19 protein-coding genes and 3 tRNA genes are annotated in these 17,935 nt (G+C 71.5%); 11 read left to right on the top strand and 11 right to left on the bottom strand.

Going from position 1 to position 17,935, the window contains the following annotated elements; genetic code table 11:
- Nucleotides 1–38 precede the first annotated feature (38 nt).
- Together K3888_RS00855 and K3888_RS00850 are read left to right on the top strand one after the other, a co-directional pair.
- On the top strand, nt 39–1,289 hold the full coding sequence (locus K3888_RS00855; protein ID WP_230928332.1) for a glycosyltransferase family 4 protein: 1,251 nt from the start codon (nt 39–41) through the stop codon (nt 1,287–1,289).
- A gap of 24 nt (nt 1,290–1,313) precedes the next feature.
- Nucleotides 1,314–2,003: a demethylmenaquinone methyltransferase gene (locus tag K3888_RS00850; RefSeq protein ID WP_230928331.1), complete on the top strand. Its 690-nt coding sequence runs from the start codon at nt 1,314–1,316 to the stop codon at nt 2,001–2,003.
- A gap of 58 nt (nt 2,004–2,061) precedes the next feature.
- Here K3888_RS00850 and K3888_RS00845 read toward each other — a convergent pair whose 3' ends face one another.
- Nucleotides 2,062–3,369: a geranylgeranyl reductase family protein gene (locus K3888_RS00845; RefSeq protein ID WP_372459516.1), complete on the bottom strand. Its 1,308-nt coding sequence runs from the start codon at nt 3,367–3,369 to the stop codon at nt 2,062–2,064.
- Between the two features lie 136 nt (nt 3,370–3,505).
- On the opposite strand from K3888_RS00845, the gene K3888_RS00840 reads away from it, so the two are divergent.
- Complete coding sequence (locus K3888_RS00840; RefSeq protein WP_230928329.1) at nt 3,506–4,555, top strand: polyprenyl synthetase family protein; 1,050 nt, start codon at nt 3,506–3,508, stop codon at nt 4,553–4,555.
- A 110-nt stretch (nt 4,556–4,665) separates the two neighbouring features.
- On the opposite strand, the gene K3888_RS00835 is transcribed toward K3888_RS00840, so the two are convergent.
- The 5 genes from K3888_RS00835 to K3888_RS00815 all read right to left on the bottom strand — a co-directional run bounded on the left by K3888_RS00835 (nt 4,666) and on the right by K3888_RS00815 (nt 8,390).
- On the bottom strand, nt 4,666–5,826 hold the full coding sequence (locus K3888_RS00835; RefSeq protein ID WP_230928328.1) for a sulfate/molybdate ABC transporter ATP-binding protein: 1,161 nt from the start codon (nt 5,824–5,826) through the stop codon (nt 4,666–4,668).
- On the bottom strand, nt 5,819–6,604 hold the full coding sequence (locus K3888_RS00830; protein ID WP_230928327.1) for an ABC transporter permease: 786 nt from the start codon (nt 6,602–6,604) through the stop codon (nt 5,819–5,821). Before K3888_RS00830 ends, K3888_RS00835 begins: the two co-directional genes overlap by 8 nt.
- Before the next feature lie 35 nt (nt 6,605–6,639).
- Entirely contained in the window at nt 6,640–7,407 is a 768-nt protein-coding gene (gene modA / locus K3888_RS00825; RefSeq protein WP_230928326.1) for a molybdate ABC transporter substrate-binding protein, read from the bottom strand.
- The gene (locus tag K3888_RS00820; RefSeq protein WP_230928325.1) at nt 7,404–7,814 is read right to left on the bottom strand and encodes a TOBE domain-containing protein; all 411 of its coding nucleotides are present in this window, start codon (nt 7,812–7,814) and stop codon (nt 7,404–7,406) included. The genes modA and K3888_RS00820 overlap by 4 nt, the downstream gene beginning before the upstream one ends.
- Before the next feature lie 81 nt (nt 7,815–7,895).
- A complete protein-coding gene (locus tag K3888_RS00815; protein WP_230928324.1) occupies nt 7,896–8,390 on the bottom strand; it encodes a YajQ family cyclic di-GMP-binding protein in 495 nt (164 codons plus the stop codon).
- A 134-nt stretch (nt 8,391–8,524) separates the two neighbouring features.
- Here K3888_RS00815 and K3888_RS00810 point away from each other — a divergent pair.
- The 6 genes from K3888_RS00810 (at nt 8,525) to K3888_RS00780 (ending at nt 13,984) form a co-directional block, all read left to right on the top strand.
- Nucleotides 8,525–8,606, top strand: a tRNA-Tyr gene (locus tag K3888_RS00810).
- Nucleotides 8,607–8,807: 201 nt separating this feature from the next.
- Nucleotides 8,808–9,821 (top strand): polyprenyl synthetase family protein, encoded by a 1,014-nt coding sequence (locus tag K3888_RS00805; protein ID WP_230928323.1) that lies wholly within the window; start codon nt 8,808–8,810, stop codon nt 9,819–9,821.
- The gene (locus K3888_RS00800) at nt 9,818–10,693 is read left to right on the top strand and encodes a phytoene/squalene synthase family protein (protein ID WP_230928322.1); all 876 of its coding nucleotides are present in this window, start codon (nt 9,818–9,820) and stop codon (nt 10,691–10,693) included. Before K3888_RS00805 ends, K3888_RS00800 begins: the two co-directional genes overlap by 4 nt.
- Nucleotides 10,690–12,351, top strand: a complete 1,662-nt coding sequence (crtI, locus tag K3888_RS00795; protein WP_230928321.1) for a phytoene desaturase family protein — start codon at nt 10,690–10,692, stop codon at nt 12,349–12,351. Before K3888_RS00800 ends, crtI begins: the two co-directional genes overlap by 4 nt.
- Nucleotides 12,348–12,722 carry a lycopene cyclase domain-containing protein gene (locus K3888_RS00790; RefSeq protein ID WP_230928320.1) on the top strand — a complete coding sequence of 125 codons (375 nt, stop codon included), beginning with the start codon at nt 12,348–12,350 and terminating at the stop codon, nt 12,720–12,722. The genes crtI and K3888_RS00790 overlap by 4 nt, the downstream gene beginning before the upstream one ends.
- Nucleotides 12,719–13,984, top strand: coding sequence for a prenyltransferase (locus K3888_RS00780; protein WP_308281865.1), 1,266 nt, complete (start codon nt 12,719–12,721; stop codon nt 13,982–13,984). The genes K3888_RS00790 and K3888_RS00780 overlap by 4 nt, the downstream gene beginning before the upstream one ends.
- A 48-nt stretch (nt 13,985–14,032) precedes the next feature.
- On the opposite strand, the gene K3888_RS00775 is transcribed toward K3888_RS00780, so the two are convergent.
- On the bottom strand, nt 14,033–14,755 hold the full coding sequence (locus K3888_RS00775) for a glycosyltransferase family 2 protein (protein WP_230928319.1): 723 nt from the start codon (nt 14,753–14,755) through the stop codon (nt 14,033–14,035).
- Between the two features lie 158 nt (nt 14,756–14,913).
- Between K3888_RS00775 and K3888_RS00770 the strand changes: the two genes are divergently transcribed.
- Both K3888_RS00770 and K3888_RS00765 read left to right on the top strand, forming a co-directional pair.
- A tRNA-Thr gene (locus K3888_RS00770) sits at nt 14,914–14,986 on the top strand.
- 41 nt (nt 14,987–15,027) lie between these two features.
- A tRNA-Met gene (locus K3888_RS00765) sits at nt 15,028–15,101 on the top strand.
- Nucleotides 15,102–15,217: 116 nt separating this feature from the next.
- Here K3888_RS00765 and K3888_RS00760 read toward each other — a convergent pair.
- From K3888_RS00760 to K3888_RS00745, 4 genes are read right to left on the bottom strand one after another with little or no spacing between them, the layout of a single operon-like run.
- Nucleotides 15,218–16,945: an acetolactate synthase gene (locus K3888_RS00760; protein ID WP_230928318.1), complete on the bottom strand. Its 1,728-nt coding sequence runs from the start codon at nt 16,943–16,945 to the stop codon at nt 15,218–15,220.
- Between the two features lie 53 nt (nt 16,946–16,998).
- Nucleotides 16,999–17,181 carry a hypothetical protein gene (locus tag K3888_RS00755; RefSeq protein ID WP_230928317.1) on the bottom strand — a complete coding sequence of 61 codons (183 nt, stop codon included), beginning with the start codon at nt 17,179–17,181 and terminating at the stop codon, nt 16,999–17,001.
- Complete coding sequence (locus tag K3888_RS00750) at nt 17,178–17,426, bottom strand: helix-turn-helix domain-containing protein (protein WP_230928316.1); 249 nt, start codon at nt 17,424–17,426, stop codon at nt 17,178–17,180. Before K3888_RS00750 ends, K3888_RS00755 begins: the two co-directional genes overlap by 4 nt.
- Entirely contained in the window at nt 17,426–17,905 is a 480-nt protein-coding gene (locus tag K3888_RS00745) for a DUF2975 domain-containing protein (RefSeq protein WP_230928315.1), read from the bottom strand. The genes K3888_RS00750 and K3888_RS00745 overlap by 1 nt, the downstream gene beginning before the upstream one ends.
- Between the last annotated feature and the right edge of the window lie 30 nt (nt 17,906–17,935).

The raw sequence follows: 17,935 nt of genomic DNA, 5'->3' as shown, positions 1-17,935 counted from the left end.
ATCACCGGCGTGTGGCCGGCGCGGGCGACAGTGATGAGGTGCGCGTAGCAATCGTCACCGAATCGTTCCTGCCGAACGTCAACGGCGTCACCAACTCCGTCCTTCGCGTGCTGGAATACGCGCGCAGGCACGGGCACGACTGCCTGGTCGTGGCGCCGTCGGGCAATGTCGGCCTGTGGCAGGGTGCGGCCGACGCGGTGCGCGCGCATCCGCTGGTCAGCGGGTTCGTCCCCCTCTTCGGCGGGTCCGAGTCGATGGTGTCCGAGCGCGACCACCACCTCGGCTTCCCTGTCCACCGGGTCACCTCCGTGCGCGTGCCGGTCGTCTCCTCGCTGCCCGTGGGCGCCCCCAGCCCGAGCGTCTACAACGCGCTCCGCGACTTCGCGCCCGACGTGGTGCACCTGGCCTCGCCGTTCGTGCTCGGCGCCGCGGGCGCCGCCGCCGCGCGCGCCCTCGACGTGCCCACCGTCGCCGTCTACCAGACCGACGTCGCCGGGTTCGCGGACTCCTACGGCGTCGGCGTCATGGCCGACGCGGCCTGGGCCTGGACCCGGGCCATCCACCTCAGCTGCGACCGCACCCTCGCACCGTCCACCGCGGCTATGGCCGACCTGTCCGGCCACGGCATCCCGCGCCTCTACCGGTGGGGCCGCGGTGTGGACTCCGTCCGGTTCAACCCCGCCCGGCGCAGCGAGGCCCTGCACAGGCTGTGGTCGCCAGAGGGGCGGCCCGTCGTGGGGTTCGTCGGCCGGCTCGCCCCGGAGAAACACGTCGAGAGGTTGCGGGCGATCGCCGACCGGTCGGGCCCGGACGGCGATCTGCAGCTCGTCGTCGTCGGCGACGGCCCGGACCGTCCCGCACTCCAGGACGCGATGCCGCACGCGATCTTCACCGGTGAACTCCACGGCGAGCAGCTCGGGCAGGCCTACGCCACCTTCGACGTGTTCTGCCACGCCGGCGAGTTCGAGACGTTCTGCCAGTCCATCCAGGAGGCGCAGGCCTCGGGCGTGCCCGTCGTGGGCCCCGACCGGGGCGGCCCGCGCGACCTGGTCCGGGCCGGCGTCAACGGCTATCTGCTCGACCCCCGTACCTACGCCGCCGAGGTCTCCGACACCGTGGACCGCGTGCTCGCCGACCACGACGCGCTCGCCGCCGGCGCCCTGTCGACGGTCTCGGGCCGCACCTGGGACGCGATCTGCGGTCAACTCTTCGACCACTACGCGGCCGCGGGGGCCCGGACCACCGCCCGACGTCACGGCGTGGCCCGGCCGTCGCGTGTGGTGGCCTGACCACCAGCGGGTAGCGTCGTGGGCGTGTCCCGCGCCGATCTCGACAAGCAGCCCCGCGACGTAGCGTCGATGTTCGACGGAGTCGCCGACCGCTACGACGTGACCAACACCGTCCTCTCCGGGGGCATGGACCACCTGTGGCGTCGTCGTGCGCGCTCGCTGCTCGCGCCGCGGCCCGGCGAGAGTGTCCTCGACCTGGCGGCCGGCACCGCGGTGTCGACGGTCGAGCTGGCGAAGTCCGGCGCATGGTGCGTGGCGGCCGACTTCTCGCTCGGCATGCTCCGCGCCGGTGCCCGCCGCGACGTGCCCAAGGTCGCCGGTGACGCCATGAGGCTGCCGTTCGCCGACGACTCCTTCGACGCCGCGACCATCAGCTTCGGGTTGCGCAATGTGCAGGACACCGCCGCCGGGCTGCGGGAGATGGCACGCGTGGTGCGGCCCGGCGGCCGGCTGGCCGTGGTGGAGTTCTCCACCCCGGTGTTCCCGCCGTTCCGTACGATCTACATGAACTACCTGATGAGGGCGCTGCCGAAGATCGCCACCAGCGTGTCCTCGAACCCGGACGCCTACGTCTACCTGGCCGAGTCGATCCGCGACTGGCCCGACCAGGCGGCACTGATGCGGATCATCGAGTCGAGCGGCTGGGAGCGCTGCAGCGTCACCAACCTCACCGGCGGGATCGCGGCGATCCACATGGCCCGCAAGCCCGCCTGACCTCACCCGGCCCGTCCCATCCGGCAACGGATGCCGGGGCGCAGAGCGGCGCGCAGGGTCAGTCGGTGAAGAGCGGGCGGCGGTCCAGGCGGCGGGCGATCGAGCCGGCGGCCCGCCAGCTCCGGGCGACGATGTCGCGGTCGGAATCGGCCACCGTATTGGACATGCAGCGCACCGCGGCCGTCATCAGCGCCTGCGAGCGCATCCCGATCGGCCCGGCCAGTGGCAGGAACTTCGGGAACGTCAGCAGATGGGCCGCATCGCGGGCGATCGCGAACGACTCACCGTAGGTCGCGCGCAGCAGCTCCGGCCAGGCGCGGGAGAGGTCGACGGTGACGGGGCGCGTGCCGGACCCCGAAGCGCTCGAGCCGGCGCCGGCGGGTCCGGGGCCCGAGCAGATGAGCTCGGCCAGCAGACGACCTCCCTCGAGTGCGTAGTCGATGCCCTCGCCGTTGAGCGGATTCACGCACGCCGCGGCGTCGCCCACGGCAGCCCAGTTGCGACCGGCCACCCCGGACACCGCGCCCCCCATCGGCAGCAGCGCCGATGTCACCGCCCGCGGCTCGCCGGTCAACTCCCAGTCGTAGCGCACGAGACGCGCGTAGTGCTGCAGCAGTTCCTTGACCGCGACGTTCGCCGGACGGGCCGCCGTCGCGAGTGCACCCACACCCAGGTTGATCTCGCCGTCGCCGAGCGGGAACACCCAGCCGTAGCCGGGTTGGATGGCGCCCGCTTCGTCGCGCAGTTCGAGATCGGACCCGATCCACGGATGGTCGTGCCTGCCCGACCGGACATAGGAGCGCGCCGCCACGGCGTACACGGTGTTGCGATGCCAGGTCCGACCGAGCATCCTGCCCACCGGCGAGCGGACGCCGTCCGCGACCACGAGGGTCCGGCACGCGATTCGCTGCTTTCCGGCCCGGACGGCGACGACCTCGTCGTCGTCGCCCCTCTCCACGCCCGTCACCCGCACGCCCTCATGGACCACGGCGCCGGCCTCGACGGCGGTCTGACGCAGGCGGTCGTCGAACACCGTGCGGCGCACGGCCGAACCGGTCCCGCCGTGATCGCCCGCCGGCCACGGCACCCGGCGCTGATGGCCGAAGCCGCGCAGATCCAGTCCCCTGATGGTGATGCGATCCCGCGCCCACGTGCCCAGACCCAGCCGATCGACCTCGGCCATCGCCCGTGGCGTGAGCCCGTCACCGCAGGTCTTGTCCCTGGGGAAAATCGCTGCGTCCAGCACCGTCACCTCGCGCCCGGCCCGCGCCAGCCACGTCGCCGTGGCCGACCCGGCGGGCCCGCAGCCCACCACGAGGACATCGGTCGATGCGGGAAGTGGCGGCCGTGACTCCATGCGCTCCATGGTGGCAGGTCGCACGGCCGGACGGTCGCCGGGACCTCGGACGGGGTGGGGTGCCGCAGCCCGGAGGACGGGACCGTAGTCTGTCCTGAGGGCCGGTCGACGCCGGTTCCGCTACAGGCGACGAGGACGAGTGGGGATGTCGAGCGATTCAGTGACGACCGGCACCGCGGCAACGACGCCCGACCACACGGTGGCGGGTGTGGACCTCGGTGACGCAGCCCTCGCGGCCGACTTGCGGAGCACGCTCGACGAGGTCGAGAAGTTGCTCGTCAGTCGACTGGCCAGCGGGGAGGACTTCCTCTCCGAAGTCGCTCTGCACCTCGTCACCGCCGGCGGCAAGCGATTCCGCCCGCTCATGACGCTGCTGACCGGGCAGCTCGGCCCGGAGCCCGACCGCGAGCGGCTGGTCAAGGCCGCCGTCGTGTGCGAGATGATCCACCTCGCCACCCTCTACCACGACGATGTAATGGACGAGGCGGCCATGCGTCGCGGTGTCGAGTCCGCGAACAGTCGCTGGGACAACTCGACCGCCATCCTCGCCGGCGACTTCCTGTTCGCCCACGCGTCCATGTTGCTGGCCGACCTCGGCCCGGCGGCGGTGCAACTCATCGCCCAGACCTTCGCTGAGCTGGTCACCGGCCAGATGCGTGAGACCGTCGGACCCGGGACCGGCGAGCAGGCCACCGACGCCGCCGAGCACTACCTGCGCGTGATCTGGGAGAAGACCGGCTCGCTGATCGCCGCCGCCGCCCAGTTCGGTGGCGAGTACTCCGCGGCGGATGCCGAGCAGATCGAGCGCCTGCGCCGCCTCGGTGACGCGGTGGGTATCGCGTTCCAGATCGCCGACGACATCATCGACATCGCCTCGCCGGCCGACGACTCGGGCAAGACGCCCGGTACGGATCTGCGCGAGGGCGTCCACACGCTGCCCATGATCTACGCCATGGAGGACGGTTCAGCGGACAGCGCCCGGCTGCGGGAGCTGCTCGCGCAGCCGTTGACCGACGACGCCGAGGTCGCCGAGGCCCTCGACCTGCTCCGTGCCTCGGAGGGCATGCGCCGCGCGCGGGTCGCGTTGGAGCAGTACGTCGACGACGCGATGGCCGAACTCGACGCGCTGCCGGCCGGTCCCGCCAACGAAGCGCTGCGACGGCTCGTGCGCTTCACCGTCGACCGCGTCGGCTGACACCTCCGTCCGCGAGCCACCGAGTAGCTGCCGCGCTGATCGGACAAGTCAATCGCAGTTCGACAGGTCAAGCGCACGCCGCAGAGGCGATCGACGGGGCGGGGCGGTCGTCAGGGACGCGGATAGAGCGCGACCTGGGCGGCTTTGACCACCAGCATCACGTCCGACCCCGGCGCGAGCGACAGCTCGGCGGCCGAACGGCTGGTCACCTCGGCATCCACCCGCTGCCCGTCCCGTAGCTCTGCCGTCACCCGGGTCAGCGCGCCCGCCGGGGCCACCGCCACCACGCGTGCGGACCACGAATTCCGCGGGCTCGAGGCAGGGCCGGTCGGGCTCCCGGATGGGCCGCCCGGGTTCCCCGCGAGCGCGCCCGGGCCCGCCGGCGCACCGACCGCATGGATCGCCACCGATCGCGGATCCACCGTCGCGATCGCCCGCCCACCGCTGCGCCACCCGTCCGCGGGCTCGGCACGGACCCCGGTGACCGCGTCGCCGGCGGGGGTGTGGACCTCGTCGTCGTCGACGATCGTGCCCTCCACCAGCGACACCCCCGCCAGTCGCGCGCCGAAGTCGGACGCGGGGCGGGCGAGAACCTGCTCGACCGTGCCGGTCTGCGCGGCGCGACCGGACAGGACGACGACGACATCGTCCGCCAACGCCCACAGGTCCAGCGGATCGTGGGTCACCAGCGCGACGGCCCGGCCGGTGAGGCGGTCGGCGAGGAGGCGCCGGATCGCGGGTGCGACCTCCACGTCCAGGGCGGCCAGGGGCTCGTCGAGCAGGACGAGCTCCGGATCCACCGCCAGCGCGCGGGCCAGCGCGACGCGTTGCGCCTGCCCGCCGGACAGCTGGTGGGGGCGGCGGTCGGCGAGGTCTGCGCAGCCGACGGCATCGAGTTCGGTGCGGGCGCGGGCGAGCGCGTCCCGGCGACGGACACCGCGGGCGCGGGGGCCGTACGCGACGTTGTCGAGGGAGGACAGGTGGGGGAACAGGCCGGGGCGCTGCTCGAGCGTCACCACGCGACGGCGATGGGCCGGCAGGTGGGCGCGGGGAGAGCTGACAACGTGGCCGTCGATCCGGACCTCACCGGAGTCGGGTCGCAGGTGCCCGGCGAGCAGCGCCAGAGCCGTGGACTTGCCGGCGCCGTTGGGGCCGACGATCGCGACGCGGCGACCGGCCGGGACGGCGAGCCGCAGGTCGACGTCGCGGTTCGTGACGGTGCAGTCGAGCTCGGCGGCGGGCACGGCGGCCCGGGCGGGGGCGTCAGCCACGGCCCGTCACCGCCCTGCGCGCGACGACGGCCGAGCCGGCCATGAGGACCGCCGCCACGACGATGAGCAGCAGGGCCATAGTGAGCGCGGTCCCGGTGTCCGACTCGCGACTGAGGTAGATCTCCAGCGGCAACGTGCGCGTGGTTCCCTGCAGCGAGCCGGCGAAGGTGAGCGTCGCGCCGAACTCGCCGAGGGCGCGGGCGAAGGACATCGTGGCTCCGGCCGCGAGCGCGGGCAGCACCAGCGGCAGCGTCACCGTGGTGAGTACGCGGGCGGGGGAGGCGCCGAGGGAGGACGCGGTCTGTTCGAGGCGAGCGTCGACCGAGCGGAGCGCGCCCTCGAGCGCCACGACGAGGAACGGCATGGCCACGAAGGTCTGTGCGATCACCACCGCGGCGGTCGTGAAGCCGATCTCGATGCCCAGCACCGACAGGTGCCGGCCCACCACGCCGGTGCGTCCGAACGTGATGAGCAGCGCCAGGCCCGCCACGACCGGGGGCAGGACCATGGGCAGCGCGGTGACCGTCCGGGCGAGCGCCGCGAACGGGCCGTGGCTGCGCGAGAGCAGCACCGCCAATGGGGTGCCCAGGAGCACGCACAACAGGGTCGAGATCGCGCACGTGCGCAGGCTGAGCAGCGCCGCGTCCCGCGCGGCCTCGGACCCGACGAGCGTGGGGACATCCGCCCACGGGATCCGCACCGCCAGGCCGAGCAGCGGCAGCGCCATCAGCAGGACGGTGCCCGTCGCCCCGACGAGCAGCCACCGCGGGAGCGGCATCCTCACAACACCGGGACCCCGAGCACGCCGACCGGTCACGGCGGTCCGAACCCGTACCCGGCCAGCACGGCCAGACCGGCGGGGCCGGTGACGGAATCGATGAAGCGTCGGCCGAGGTCGGGGGAAGGGGAGTTCTCCAGCAGCGCGATCGGGTAGCGATTGGGATGGGCGCTCGCGCCGCTGATCCCGACCTTCTCGACCGCGTCCCCCGCGGCCGTGGCGTCAGTGACGTAGACGATCCCCGCGTCGGCCTCACCGGACTCGACCTTGCCACGCACGTCGGTGACCTTGGTCTCCTCGCTCTCCGGCTTCAACTCGACCCCGGCGGATTCCGCGAGCGCCACGGTGGCGTTGCCACACGGCACGCCCTCGGCGCACACGACGAGCCGGGTGCCGTCCAGGGAGCCGTCGAGCCCGGTGATCCCGGCCGGATTGCCGGGCGGGGTGATGAGAGTGAGGTCGTTGGTCGCGATCACCGCCGGCGTGCCGGCCACCAGCCCCTCGGAGACCGCGCGGTCCATGTTCTTCTCGTCCGCCGAGACGAACACGTCGGCCGGGGCGCCACTCGCGATCTGGTCGACCAGACCGGAGGAGCCGTCGAAGGAGAGCCGGACCTCCACGCCGGGATTGGCCGCCTCGAAGTCCTCGGCCAACTCCGAGAACGCGTCGGTGAGCGAGGCGGCGGCGAACACCGTCAGCGTCTGCGACGCCGCGGTGTCGTCGTCGCCCCCGGAGGCGCAGCCCGCCAACACGGACAGCCCCACGACGGCGCCGAGCGCGGCGGCGGCGAATCGGCGCGTCATTGCGGGGCGCCTTCGATCACGACGCTCGTCGCCTTGACCCGCGCCGTGGCCAGCGAGCCGGGCTCCAGGCCCATCTCGCGTACGGCCTCCGTGGAGATCAGTGAGACCACGCGGTAGGGCCCGCACTGGATGTCGACCTGGGACATGACCTCGTCCGACCTCACCGACGTGACCAGGCCGCGGAAGCTGTTGCGCGCGCTGACCGCGGTGTCGCCGGAACCGTCCACTCCTGCGCTCCGCCCGGCAGCCCGTTCCTGGGCCAGCCGGGCGAGATCGGTGCCGGCGACGGTCTTGCGACCGGAATCGTCCGGGGACGCGGTGAGTTCGCCGCGGTCGATCCACCGGCGCACGGTGTCGTCGCTGACGCCCATAAGGGAGGCCGCCTCGCTGATTCGCAACTGCGTCATGGAAGGTACTCTAGACCCGCAGGTGCGCAATGGTGGGGGAGTTGGGCCCGCTTCCGCGGGACCGCACGCCAGGTTGGCGGGTCAGCGGTAGTTGGTGAACTGCAGCGCCACCTCGAAATCCGCTCCCTTGAGTAGCGAGATGCAGGTCTGCAGGTCGTCGCGCTTCTTGGACGACACGCGGATCTCCTCGCCCTGGATCTGCGCCTTGACGCCCTTGGGACCCTCGTCGCGCAGGAGCTTGGTGATCTTCTTGGCGTTCTCCTTGTCGATGCCCTGCTTGAGCGAGCCGACCAGGCGGAAGCTCTTGCCCGACGGCATCGGCTCGCCCACCTCGAGCGCCTTCATGCTGAGTCCGCGGCGGACCAGTTTCTCGATGAACACGTCCTTGGCGGCCATGACGCGGTCCTCGGTGTTGGCGGTGATCTCCACCGCGTCCTCGCCCTTCCACTCGATGCCGGCGTCGGTGCCGCGGAAGTCGTAGCGCGTGCCCAGCTCCTTGGCGGCCTGGTTCAGTGCGTTGTCCACCTCCTGGCGGTCGAACTCCGAGACGATGTCGAACGAGGACTCCGAGGCCATGGACGCTCTCTCCTTCACTGGTGGCGGGGCTTGCTGCGGTCGATCCAGGCCAGGTTACCCGCCCCCGGAGACCCCCGATTTGGTACCCGGGGGGCAGGGCGTTGTACTGTGTCTCTGCGCCCTGCGGGGTGCACGCCAGATTGCCCGAGCGGCCAAAGGGAGCGGATTGTAAATCCGTCGGCTTAGCCTACGTTGGTTCGAATCCATCATCTGGCACTCGGAGACCCCTGCCACAAGCGGGGGTCTTCGTGCATTTCAGGGACTGCCCCTCAGTGCTGGCGGTCGCCGCGGCGCGCCGCGATAGGCTGGCGGCGTGCATACGTGGGTGGCGACGACAGGCTCGGACTCGACTGGCCGCGGTCGGGACCCATCCGCGTTCGCCTCCGCTCCGAACAACAGGGCATGACCCTGTGTTCTGTGACCGTAGTCCCTCGGATGGCCGTGCGTGACGTGCCCGCGGGGCTCGGCTCCGCTGTCGACGACTGGGTTGCGGATCTCGACGCCACAACGCGCGCCGGCAAGGGGATACGGTCCGCGTTGTTCGAGGCCGTGTACGTCGCCGCCGGTGGCGATGACCCTGCAGTGCGGGTCGCGGTGGGCGAGGCGCTCGAACTGCTCCACGAGGCATTTCTCATCCACGACGACGTCGTTGACGGCGACGACCACCGCCGTGGTCAGGCGAACCTCCAGGGTCGGACGCGGGATCGGGTGGCGGCTCGGGGCGCCGCCCCGGCGGTCGCGGAGGGCGTCGGCAGGGCCGGCGGGTTGCTGGGAGGCGACATGCTGCTGGTCGCGGCGATGAGCGGCTTCGCACGCCTGCCGGTGCCCGCACCGACGGTGCACCGGGTCCTCGACGAGGTCGAGCGGGCGGTCACGGCCTCCGTGGTCGGTGAGTACGCCGACATCCACTATTCCGCTGACGCCCGTCCGCCGAGCCGGGAGCGTGCCCTGGCGATCGGCCAGGCCAAGACCGCCGCCTACTCGGTCTCCCTGCCGCTCGTGCTGGGCGCCATTCTCGCAGGTGCCGGGGACCAGACCGTCGAGTCGTTGCGTGAGGTGGGCGCTCACCTGGGGACGGCCTATCAGGTGGTCGACGACCTGCTGGGAGTGTTCGGCGACCCGGGCGAGACGGGCAAGTCCAACGAGGGCGATCTCCTGCGCGCTGCGCCCACCGTCCTGCTGGCGTTCGCCGCCACCACCGACGCGTGGCCCCGCATCGACGCCGCACTCGGGGGCCACGGCCACGGAGACCCCGACCCGGATACCGCGCGTGATCTCCTGTACGAGTGCGGGGCCCGGGACCACGCGCAGCGGGTCGCCGAGGATCTGGTCGCCGCGGCCCGCACCGCGCTGGACCGTCCGACCATCCCGGCCGCGATCCGGGCCGCCCTCGCACCCCACCTGGCCGCCGCTCTGGAGAGGACCCGATGACCCCGACGAACCCGCACGCGGAGTTCACCGAGGCCGCGCGGGCGTGCGCGCAGGTGCTGTTGCGCCGTTACTCCACGTCCTTCGCCCTGGCCTGCCGACTGTTGTCGCCGGCCACCCGGCCCCATGTCGCCGCGATCTACGCGTGGGCGAGGGTTGCCGACGAGGTGGTCGACGGCGCGATGGACGACCCGGCCGCCGCGCGCGAGCTCATCGCCGAGGCACGCCGCCGCACCCACCGCGCGATCGAGCAGGGGCTGGACCCGGACCCCGTCACCCACGCCTTTGCCGACACCGCACGCCGGTTCGGGATCGGTGCCCGCCTGGTGGACCCGTTCTACGACTCGATGGAGGCGGACCTGGACGTCACCGCGCACAGCGACGAGTCGCTGCGCCGGTACATCCACGGGTCGGCGGAGGTGATCGGGGAGATGTGCCTGCGGACGTTCGCGGGTGGCGGATCGGGCGACGACGACGAGCTCGCAGCCGGTGCGCGCGCACTCGGATCGGCGTTCCAGAAGGTCAATTTCCTCCGGGACGTCCGCGAGGACTCCGGAGAGCTCGGCCGCAACTACCTACCCGGTCGGGATCCACTCGCGCTGACCGACCGCGATGTCCGGGAGTTGGCGGACGACGTGGACGTGGACCTGCGGCTGGCCCGCATGGCGATCGACCGGATCCCTGGTCGGGACCGCCTCGCGGTGCTGGCCGCGCACGATCTGTTCGCGGAACTCAACGCGCGGCTGCGCGCCGCGGGCGCCGACGGAGTGAGCGCCGGACGGGTCCGAGTGCCCGACGCGGTGAAACTGAAGATCATCGCCCGCGCCGCGGCCACCGGTCGCCGGGTCTCCCGACGGCCGGGGGTGTCCCGATGAGTGGTGAGTTCGAGCGGCTGCGACTGCGACTGCGGCCGCGTCGGGGGCGACCCGTCGCCCCCGACGGTCCCGTCGTGGTGGTGGGCGGCGGTATCGCCGGGCTGGCCACTGCCGCGCTACTCGCCCGGGAGGGCCGTGACGTCACGCTCGTCGAGGCCACCGAGGAGGTCGGCGGCCGGGCGGGTAGCTGGTCGTCCGGCGGGTTCCGCTTCGACACCGGTCCGTCGTGGTTCCTCATGCCGGAGGTGTTCGACCACTTCTTCCGACTCTGCGGCACCTCGTCCGCCGAGCAGCTCGACCTGGTCCGACTCGACCCCGGCTACCGCGTCTACTTCGAGAACCAGTCCGAGCCGGTCGACGTCCGCTCGGACCGGGCCGCCTCCACGGCGCTGTTCGAGTCGCTCGAGCCGGGGGCCGGCGCGGTCCTGGAGAGGTACCTCGACTCGGCCCGCATGACCTACGACCTCGCACTGCGGCGGTTCCTCTACACGAACTTCACCTCGTACCCGGCCCTGGTGCGGCGGGAGGTCGTGGCCCGCGCGGGGACGCTGCTCGCGCGGCTCGCCCAGCCGCTGCAGTCGTACGTGGCCCGCCGCTTCCGGGACCGCCGCATCCAGCAGATCCTCGGCTACCCGGCGGTGTTCCTGGGCTCCTCGCCGTACCTCGCGCCGTCGATCTATCACCTCATGAGTCACCTCGACCTGGCCGACGGGGTGCTCTACCCGCGCGGTGGTTTCACCGAGCTCATCGCGGCCGTCCGGAGGGTGGCCGAGCAGCAGGGCGTGCGCATCCACACCGGCACCGAGGCGATGGCACTCACTGTCTCCGACCCCGGCTGGGACAGGCCCTCCGTGACGGGGGTCCGGGTACGTGATCGGGCACGAGCCGAGCGGACGCTGCCGGCCGGCCTCGTCGTCGGCGCCGCGGACCTGCACCACCTCGAGACCCGGTGGCTGCCGGACCACCTCCGCACCTACCCGCAGTCCTACTGGGACCGGCGCACGCCGGGGCCCGGTGCATTGCTGGTGTTGCTCGGCGTGCGCGGCGAGCTGCCGCAGCTGGCGCACCACACGCTGCTGTTCACCGAGCGCTGGGAGGAGGGGTTCGACGCCATCTTCGGCGACGAGCCGCACATCCCCGATCCCGCCTCCCTCTACGTCTGTAGACCGAGCGCGACCGACACCGACCCGGATGCCGGGATCGCGCCGGAGGGACACGAGAACCTCTTCGTCCTGGTGCCGATCCCCGCTGACCCCGGATCGGGGCGCGGCGGCGTGAACGGGGCCGGTGACGCGACGATCGAGGCGGCCGCCGATCAGGCGATCGCGCAGATCGCCGACTGGACCGGCATCCCGGACCTGGCCGAGCGGATCGTCGTACGCCGCACCATCGCGCCGGCCGATCTCGAGGCGGATCTGGGCGCCTGGCGCGGTACCGCACTCGGCCCGGCGCACACCCTGGCGCAGAGCGCGTTCTTCCGCACCCGCAACGTCAGCAGGCACGTCGACGGGCTGTTCTACGCGGGCGCCTCGACCATTCCGGGGATCGGGCTGCCGATGTGCCTCATCAGTGCGGAGCTGGTGCTCAAGCACGTGCGCGGCGACACCGGCACCGCCCCGGTGGCCGAGCCGGGCGGAGGCACGGTGTTCAGCGGGTGATCGGGCTGACGTACCTTGCGGTCCAGGCCCTCTCGTTCGCGGGGATCCTCGTGATCGACCACCGTTGGCGTCTCGCCGCATTCCGCGTCCCGGCCGCCACCGCGCTGGCCGTCACCGCCGCAGTGGCGTTGTTCCTGACCTGGGATGTACTCGGCGTGCGCAGCGGTGTGTTCTTCCGCGGCCGGACCGACTTCATGACCGGACTGCTCATCGCGCCGGAGATCCCTGTGGAAGAGGTGGTGTTCCTGGCGTTCCTGTCGTACCTGGCGCTGGTCTGTGCGACCGGGGTGACGGCCGCGGCCGAGCACCTCCGCGCACGGCGGACAGGGAACGACCCGGCCCGTACCGACGAAACGGGGGAGCACCCGTGACCGGTATCTACACGACCATCAACCTCACCATGTCGATCCCGGTGCTCGGCGCCGCGGCGATCGCCCTGTGGCGACTGCGCGGGGCCGAGCGACGGCGGTTGTTGCTCGGTGTCGGCGGCTCGCTGGTGGTGTTGCTCGTCCTCACCGCGATATTCGACAACCTCATGATCGCCGCCGGTCTCGTGGCCTACGACGACGCCCTCACCAGCGGCCTACGCGTCGGGCTGGCGCCGATCGAGGACTTCTCGTACGCGATCGCCGCCGCCGTTTTCGTGCCCTCGGTGTGGTCCGTACTCACGGCGCGGACGCCGGCGGCCGTGGCCGACGGACATACTTCTCCGCAGGAGCCCGGGGCAGGCGTTCGGGACAGCGTTCCGGATAGGCCGGCGCCGCCCGCACTGCTGACCACGCTGTTCTGGTCATCGCGTCCGGTGTCGTGGGTCAACACCGCCGCCCCGTTCGCTCTGGCCTACTTCCTGGCCACCGGCGGATTCGACCTCGTGGGGGTGATCGGCACGGTCTTTTTCCTGGTGCCGTACAACCTCGCGATGTACGGGATCAACGACGTCTTCGACTACGAGTCCGACCTGCGCAATCCGCGTAAGGGCGGGGTCGAGGGCGCCGTGCTCGACCGGTCGCGCCACACGGCGACGCTCGTGGCCTCGGCCGTGACGACGGTGCCGTTTCTGGCTTACCTGGTCCTGGTGGGTTCGGCGGAATCATCGGTGTGGCTGGCCGCCAGCATGTTCGCCGTGATCGCCTACAGCGTCAAAGGGCTGCGGTTCAAGGAAGTCCCGTTCCTGGACTCGGTCACATCCGCATTCCATTTCGTCTCCCCGGCGATCATCGGGTGGACGATCGCCGGAGCCGAACTCACCGCAGGGGTGTGGGCGTGCCTGGTCGCGTTCATGCTCTGGGGCGCGGCGTCCCAGGCGTTCGGGGCCGTGCAGGATGTGCGTTTCGACCGCGAGGCCGACCTCAGGTCGGTCGCGACCGTGCTCGGGGCGCGGAGCACCGTCTGGATCGCGCTGGCCTGTTACGTCGCCGCCGTACTGGTGTTGCTGATCTGCGCGCCGTGGCCCGCGTCGGGCGCGGCGTTCGCGATCCTGCCGTACCTGGCGACGGTCGCCGCCTACCTCCGGGTCGACGATGCGACCGCCGAGGTGACCCATGAGGGCTGGAAGCGCTTCCTCGTGCTCAACATGCTGGCCGGCTTCTGCGTGACCCAGCTCGTCCTCTGGTCGGTTCTCGTCTGGGTCTGACCGCCGCCTCGCCGTCCGAGCCTTCCGCGGCCGTGCCCGTCACGACCGTCAGCGGCGGGCGCGCTCCAGCCACCGCTGCGAGGGTGGACTCGTGCGCCAGTTGCGGAAGATCGTCCGGAACGCCCGGGAGAACCGTCTCCGCATGGCGGCCGGGTCGTCGAAGGGGCGCGCGGAGATCCCGACGCTCAGCGAGCGGTCCACGACCACGCGGTCGGCGGCGCCGAACTGGAACGACAGGTCGATGTCGTCGTGGAGTTCGGGGTCAGTCCGGTCGACACCGTCGCGCGCCCGATCCCACGCACTGCCGCGCATCGCCAGGTTGGAGCCGAACAGTACCGGGTGCGCCATCGCCGCGCCGACCGACAGGAAGAAGGCGTCCATGTAGAGCACCCGGGCCGCCGCGGCGCGCCATCCCTCGAGCCCGATGAACTCGCCGGGCCCGGAGAGCGCCGAAAGCTCCGCGTCCGTCTCAAAGGCCGTCTCGATTCGGGCGAGCCAGTCGGGGCCGGGGCGAGAGTCCGCGTCCAGCCGGGCGATCACATCGCCGGTTGCCGAGTCGTAGCCGGCCGCCGCCGCAGCCGGGATGCCCCTGACGGGCTCCTCGATCACCCGCGCGCCCGCGGCGAGGGCGACGGCCGCGCTGTCGTCAGAGCAGCCGTTGTCGACCACGACGATCTCGTCGGCCGGTCGCGACTGTCCTAGCAGTGCGGCGAGGCATCCGCGGAGTTCATCGGCGTCGTTCAGGACCGGGACGACCACGGAGATGCGCATGGGAGCATTCTGCCACCCCCGACGGCGAGCAGCCGCCGCTCAGATCGGGGTAGGCCACGGTTGACCAGCCGATTTGTGTGCGCTCGAAGCCTGTGTGTAATCTGCTAAAGGCTTACGCACCGAGCCGAGGACGGACAGTCCGAGACTCGATGTGGCCCGCCCCCTTAGCTCAGTCGGCAGAGCGTTTCCATGGTAAGGAAAAGGTCGTCGGTTCGATTCCGACAGGGGGCTCGCACTGTGCGGGCGGCGCGATCGTCCGACTAGCAGAGCATGCCGGTGTAGCTCAGCTGGTTAGAGCGCACGACTCATAATCGTGAGGTCGGGGGATCGAGTCCCCCCACCGGTACTCCTGAAGAAAGCCGTCCACGGATCCGTGGACGGCTTTCCTCTTTTCAGGCGCGGACCTTTACCCCCCCCCTTTAAGCCCCGGCCCTCAGGCGTTGCGGGAATCGGGTGGCCGGATCACACCCCGAACGTCGAACGCGGGTACATGGCCTCGACATCGGTGATCACGTTCACCAGGTAGGGAACCCCGCTGGCGAACGCGCGGTCCAGGGCCGGGCCGATCTGCGCCGGGTCGGTCACCATCTCGCCGGCCCCGCCGAGGGCGCGGACCACCTGGTCGTAGCGGGTGCCCGGGGCGAGGTCGGCGATCACGTCGTAGCCGTACAGTATCTGCATCGGACCCTTCTCCAGGCCCCACGCACCGTTGTTGCCCATCACCATCACCACGGGCAGATTGTGCCGCACCAGCGTGTCCACGTCGATGAGGGAGAAGCCGGCGGCGCCGTCGCCGAGCAGGAGCACCACCTGGCTCGACGGGCGGGCGATGCGGGCCGCGATCGCCGCACCCAGCCCCGCGCCGAGGCAGCCGAACGGCCCGGGGTCGAGCCAGTTGCCGGGCCGGGCGGGCTCGATGAACTTGCCGGCGTAGGACACGAAGTCCCCGCCGTCGCCGATCACCACCGCGTCCTCGGCCAGTCGAGGGACCAGCTCGCCGTAGATCCGCCCCGGGTGGATCGGATCCGCGCTCGCGGAGAACAGCTCCAGATCGGCGGCGTGGGTGGCGTCCGCCTTCTCCCGCAGTGAGGCCGTCCAGCCGCTCCGGTCGGGTCGCGTGGGGCGCTTCTCGATCGCCGCGAGCAGCGCGTCGAAGATCCGGCCCAGGTCTCCGGCGGTCGCCACGGCCGGAGAGGCGTGGTGGCTGAGCTGGCCCTCGGAGTCCGCGATATGGACCACGGTCGCGGGCGTCGCGTCGTCCTTGCCGCCGAACACCCCGTACCCGAGCCGGAAATCGAGCGGTGTCCCCACCACGATCACCAGATCCGCGGTGCCGAACGCCAAGCTGCGGGCCTTGGTAACGAGCAGCGGATGCCCCGCGGGCAGGATCCCGCGGCCCATGCCGTTGGGGATCGTCGGCAACCCGAGCGTCTCCACGCAGCGCAGCGCCGCCTCCTCGGCGCCGTCGGCCCACACGTCCGAGCCGATCACCACCACGGGCCGCTCGGCGCCCACGATCAGGTCGGCGATCCGGTCGACGGCGTCGGTGTCGGGGGAGCGGTCGGGCGCGGCGGCGGAGGAGCCGTCGTCGGCCGGGCCCGGGCCGGGCCGCACCGACTCGCTGCGATCGAAGAAGTGGTCCATGTGCACGTCGAGGAACGCCGGACCGCGGTGAGCCGTGCCCGAGGCGGTGAACGCGCGATGGGTGGCGGGGGCGATGTCGGCGGTGTCTCGGGCTGTCTCCGCAGACACGGTCACGGACTGCACGACCGGCACGTGGTCGAACTCCTGCAGACTGCCGGTGCCCCACCGCGCCGCCGGGGCACGCCCGCCGATCATGACCATCGGAGCTCCCGAGAACGTCGCCTGCGCCAGCGCGCTGACCCCGTTGGTGACGCCCGGGCCGGCGGTCAACACCGCCAGGCCGGGGGAGCGGGTGAGTTTGCCGGTCGCCTCGGCCGCGAACGCCGCCGTCTGCTCGTGCCGCACGTCCAGGAGCGAGACGCCGTGGTCCTCCTTCTCGGCCGCGTCGTACATCGGGAAGACGTGCGAGCCGGACAGGGTGAACATGGTCCGCACCCCGTGCGCGGCGGCCACGGCCGTGGCGTGCGAGCCACCGTGCCCCTCGACGGGGGACGGCCCCGCTCCGGCGTCCCGGCGGCTCTGGCCGGTCGGACTGTTCTGGCGCACGGCTCTCTCCCTGGTCGACTCCCCTCCACCGTAGGAGTTGAGGGGTGCGACATTCAGGGCTTCGGCGTATGCGGTGTCCGCAGGGCGACGACCACCGCGATCACGACGAGCACCACCCCGATCGCCTGCAGCCCCGGGGAGTCATCGGCCTCACCGAGGATCAGCCCGGCGATCCCGAGACCGATCACCGTGAGAAGGCCGACGAGGATCACCACGAAACGCACCGCCGCCTTCATCGACCGACCTCGTTGTCGTCGTCGTTGTCGTCATTCTGGTCTTGCTCCACCCACTCGAGCAGGTCCCCGGGTTGGCAGTCGAGCACGCGACACATGGCGTCGAGCGTGCTGAAGCGCACCGCCTTGGCCCGCCCGTTCTTGAGGACGGAGACGTTGGCCGGCGTCAGGCCCACCCGCTCCGCGAACTCGCCGACGCTCATCTTGCGCCGGGCCAGCTCCACGTCTATTCGCACCACGATGGGCATCAGATCACCGCGTCCATATCCGTACGCAGCCCGGTCGCCTGTCGCAGTAGCGCACGCATCACGACCATCAGCAACGCGGCCACCGCGATGATCGTCACCATCAACAGGAGCAGAAGCGGCAGCCCGGGGTCGTCGGCGGTGAACCCCACCACCAGGAACACCCCGGCCAGCACCAGCCAGGCGGCGACGATCGCACCGAGGATCACGTCCACCCATTTCAACGAGGCCACCGTGAAGATCCGGTCGGCCACCACCATCCCGAGCAGCCTCCACGTCGCGACGATCACCACCTGGATGCACAGCACCCAGAAGACCGTCACGGCCGTCAGCGGCCAGCGCAGATGCGCGCTCTCGGGGTGCTCCGCGGCCATGTGGGCGAACTGGCCGGGCAGCGACATGGTCTGGAACACCAACAGGATGGCGAACAGCAGGACCAGGAGCGCCCGAAGCGGCAGGACCGCACGAATGACGATGTTCATACAACGAGTTTCGCTAGTTGCCTATCGAAA

This window comes from Dietzia aurantiaca, assembly GCF_021033825.1.
GTDB lineage: Bacteria > Actinomycetota > Actinomycetes > Mycobacteriales > Mycobacteriaceae > Dietzia > Dietzia aurantiaca.
The sequence above is the reverse complement of the archived record's forward strand: the minus strand, read 5'-3'. Positions and strand labels throughout refer to the sequence as shown.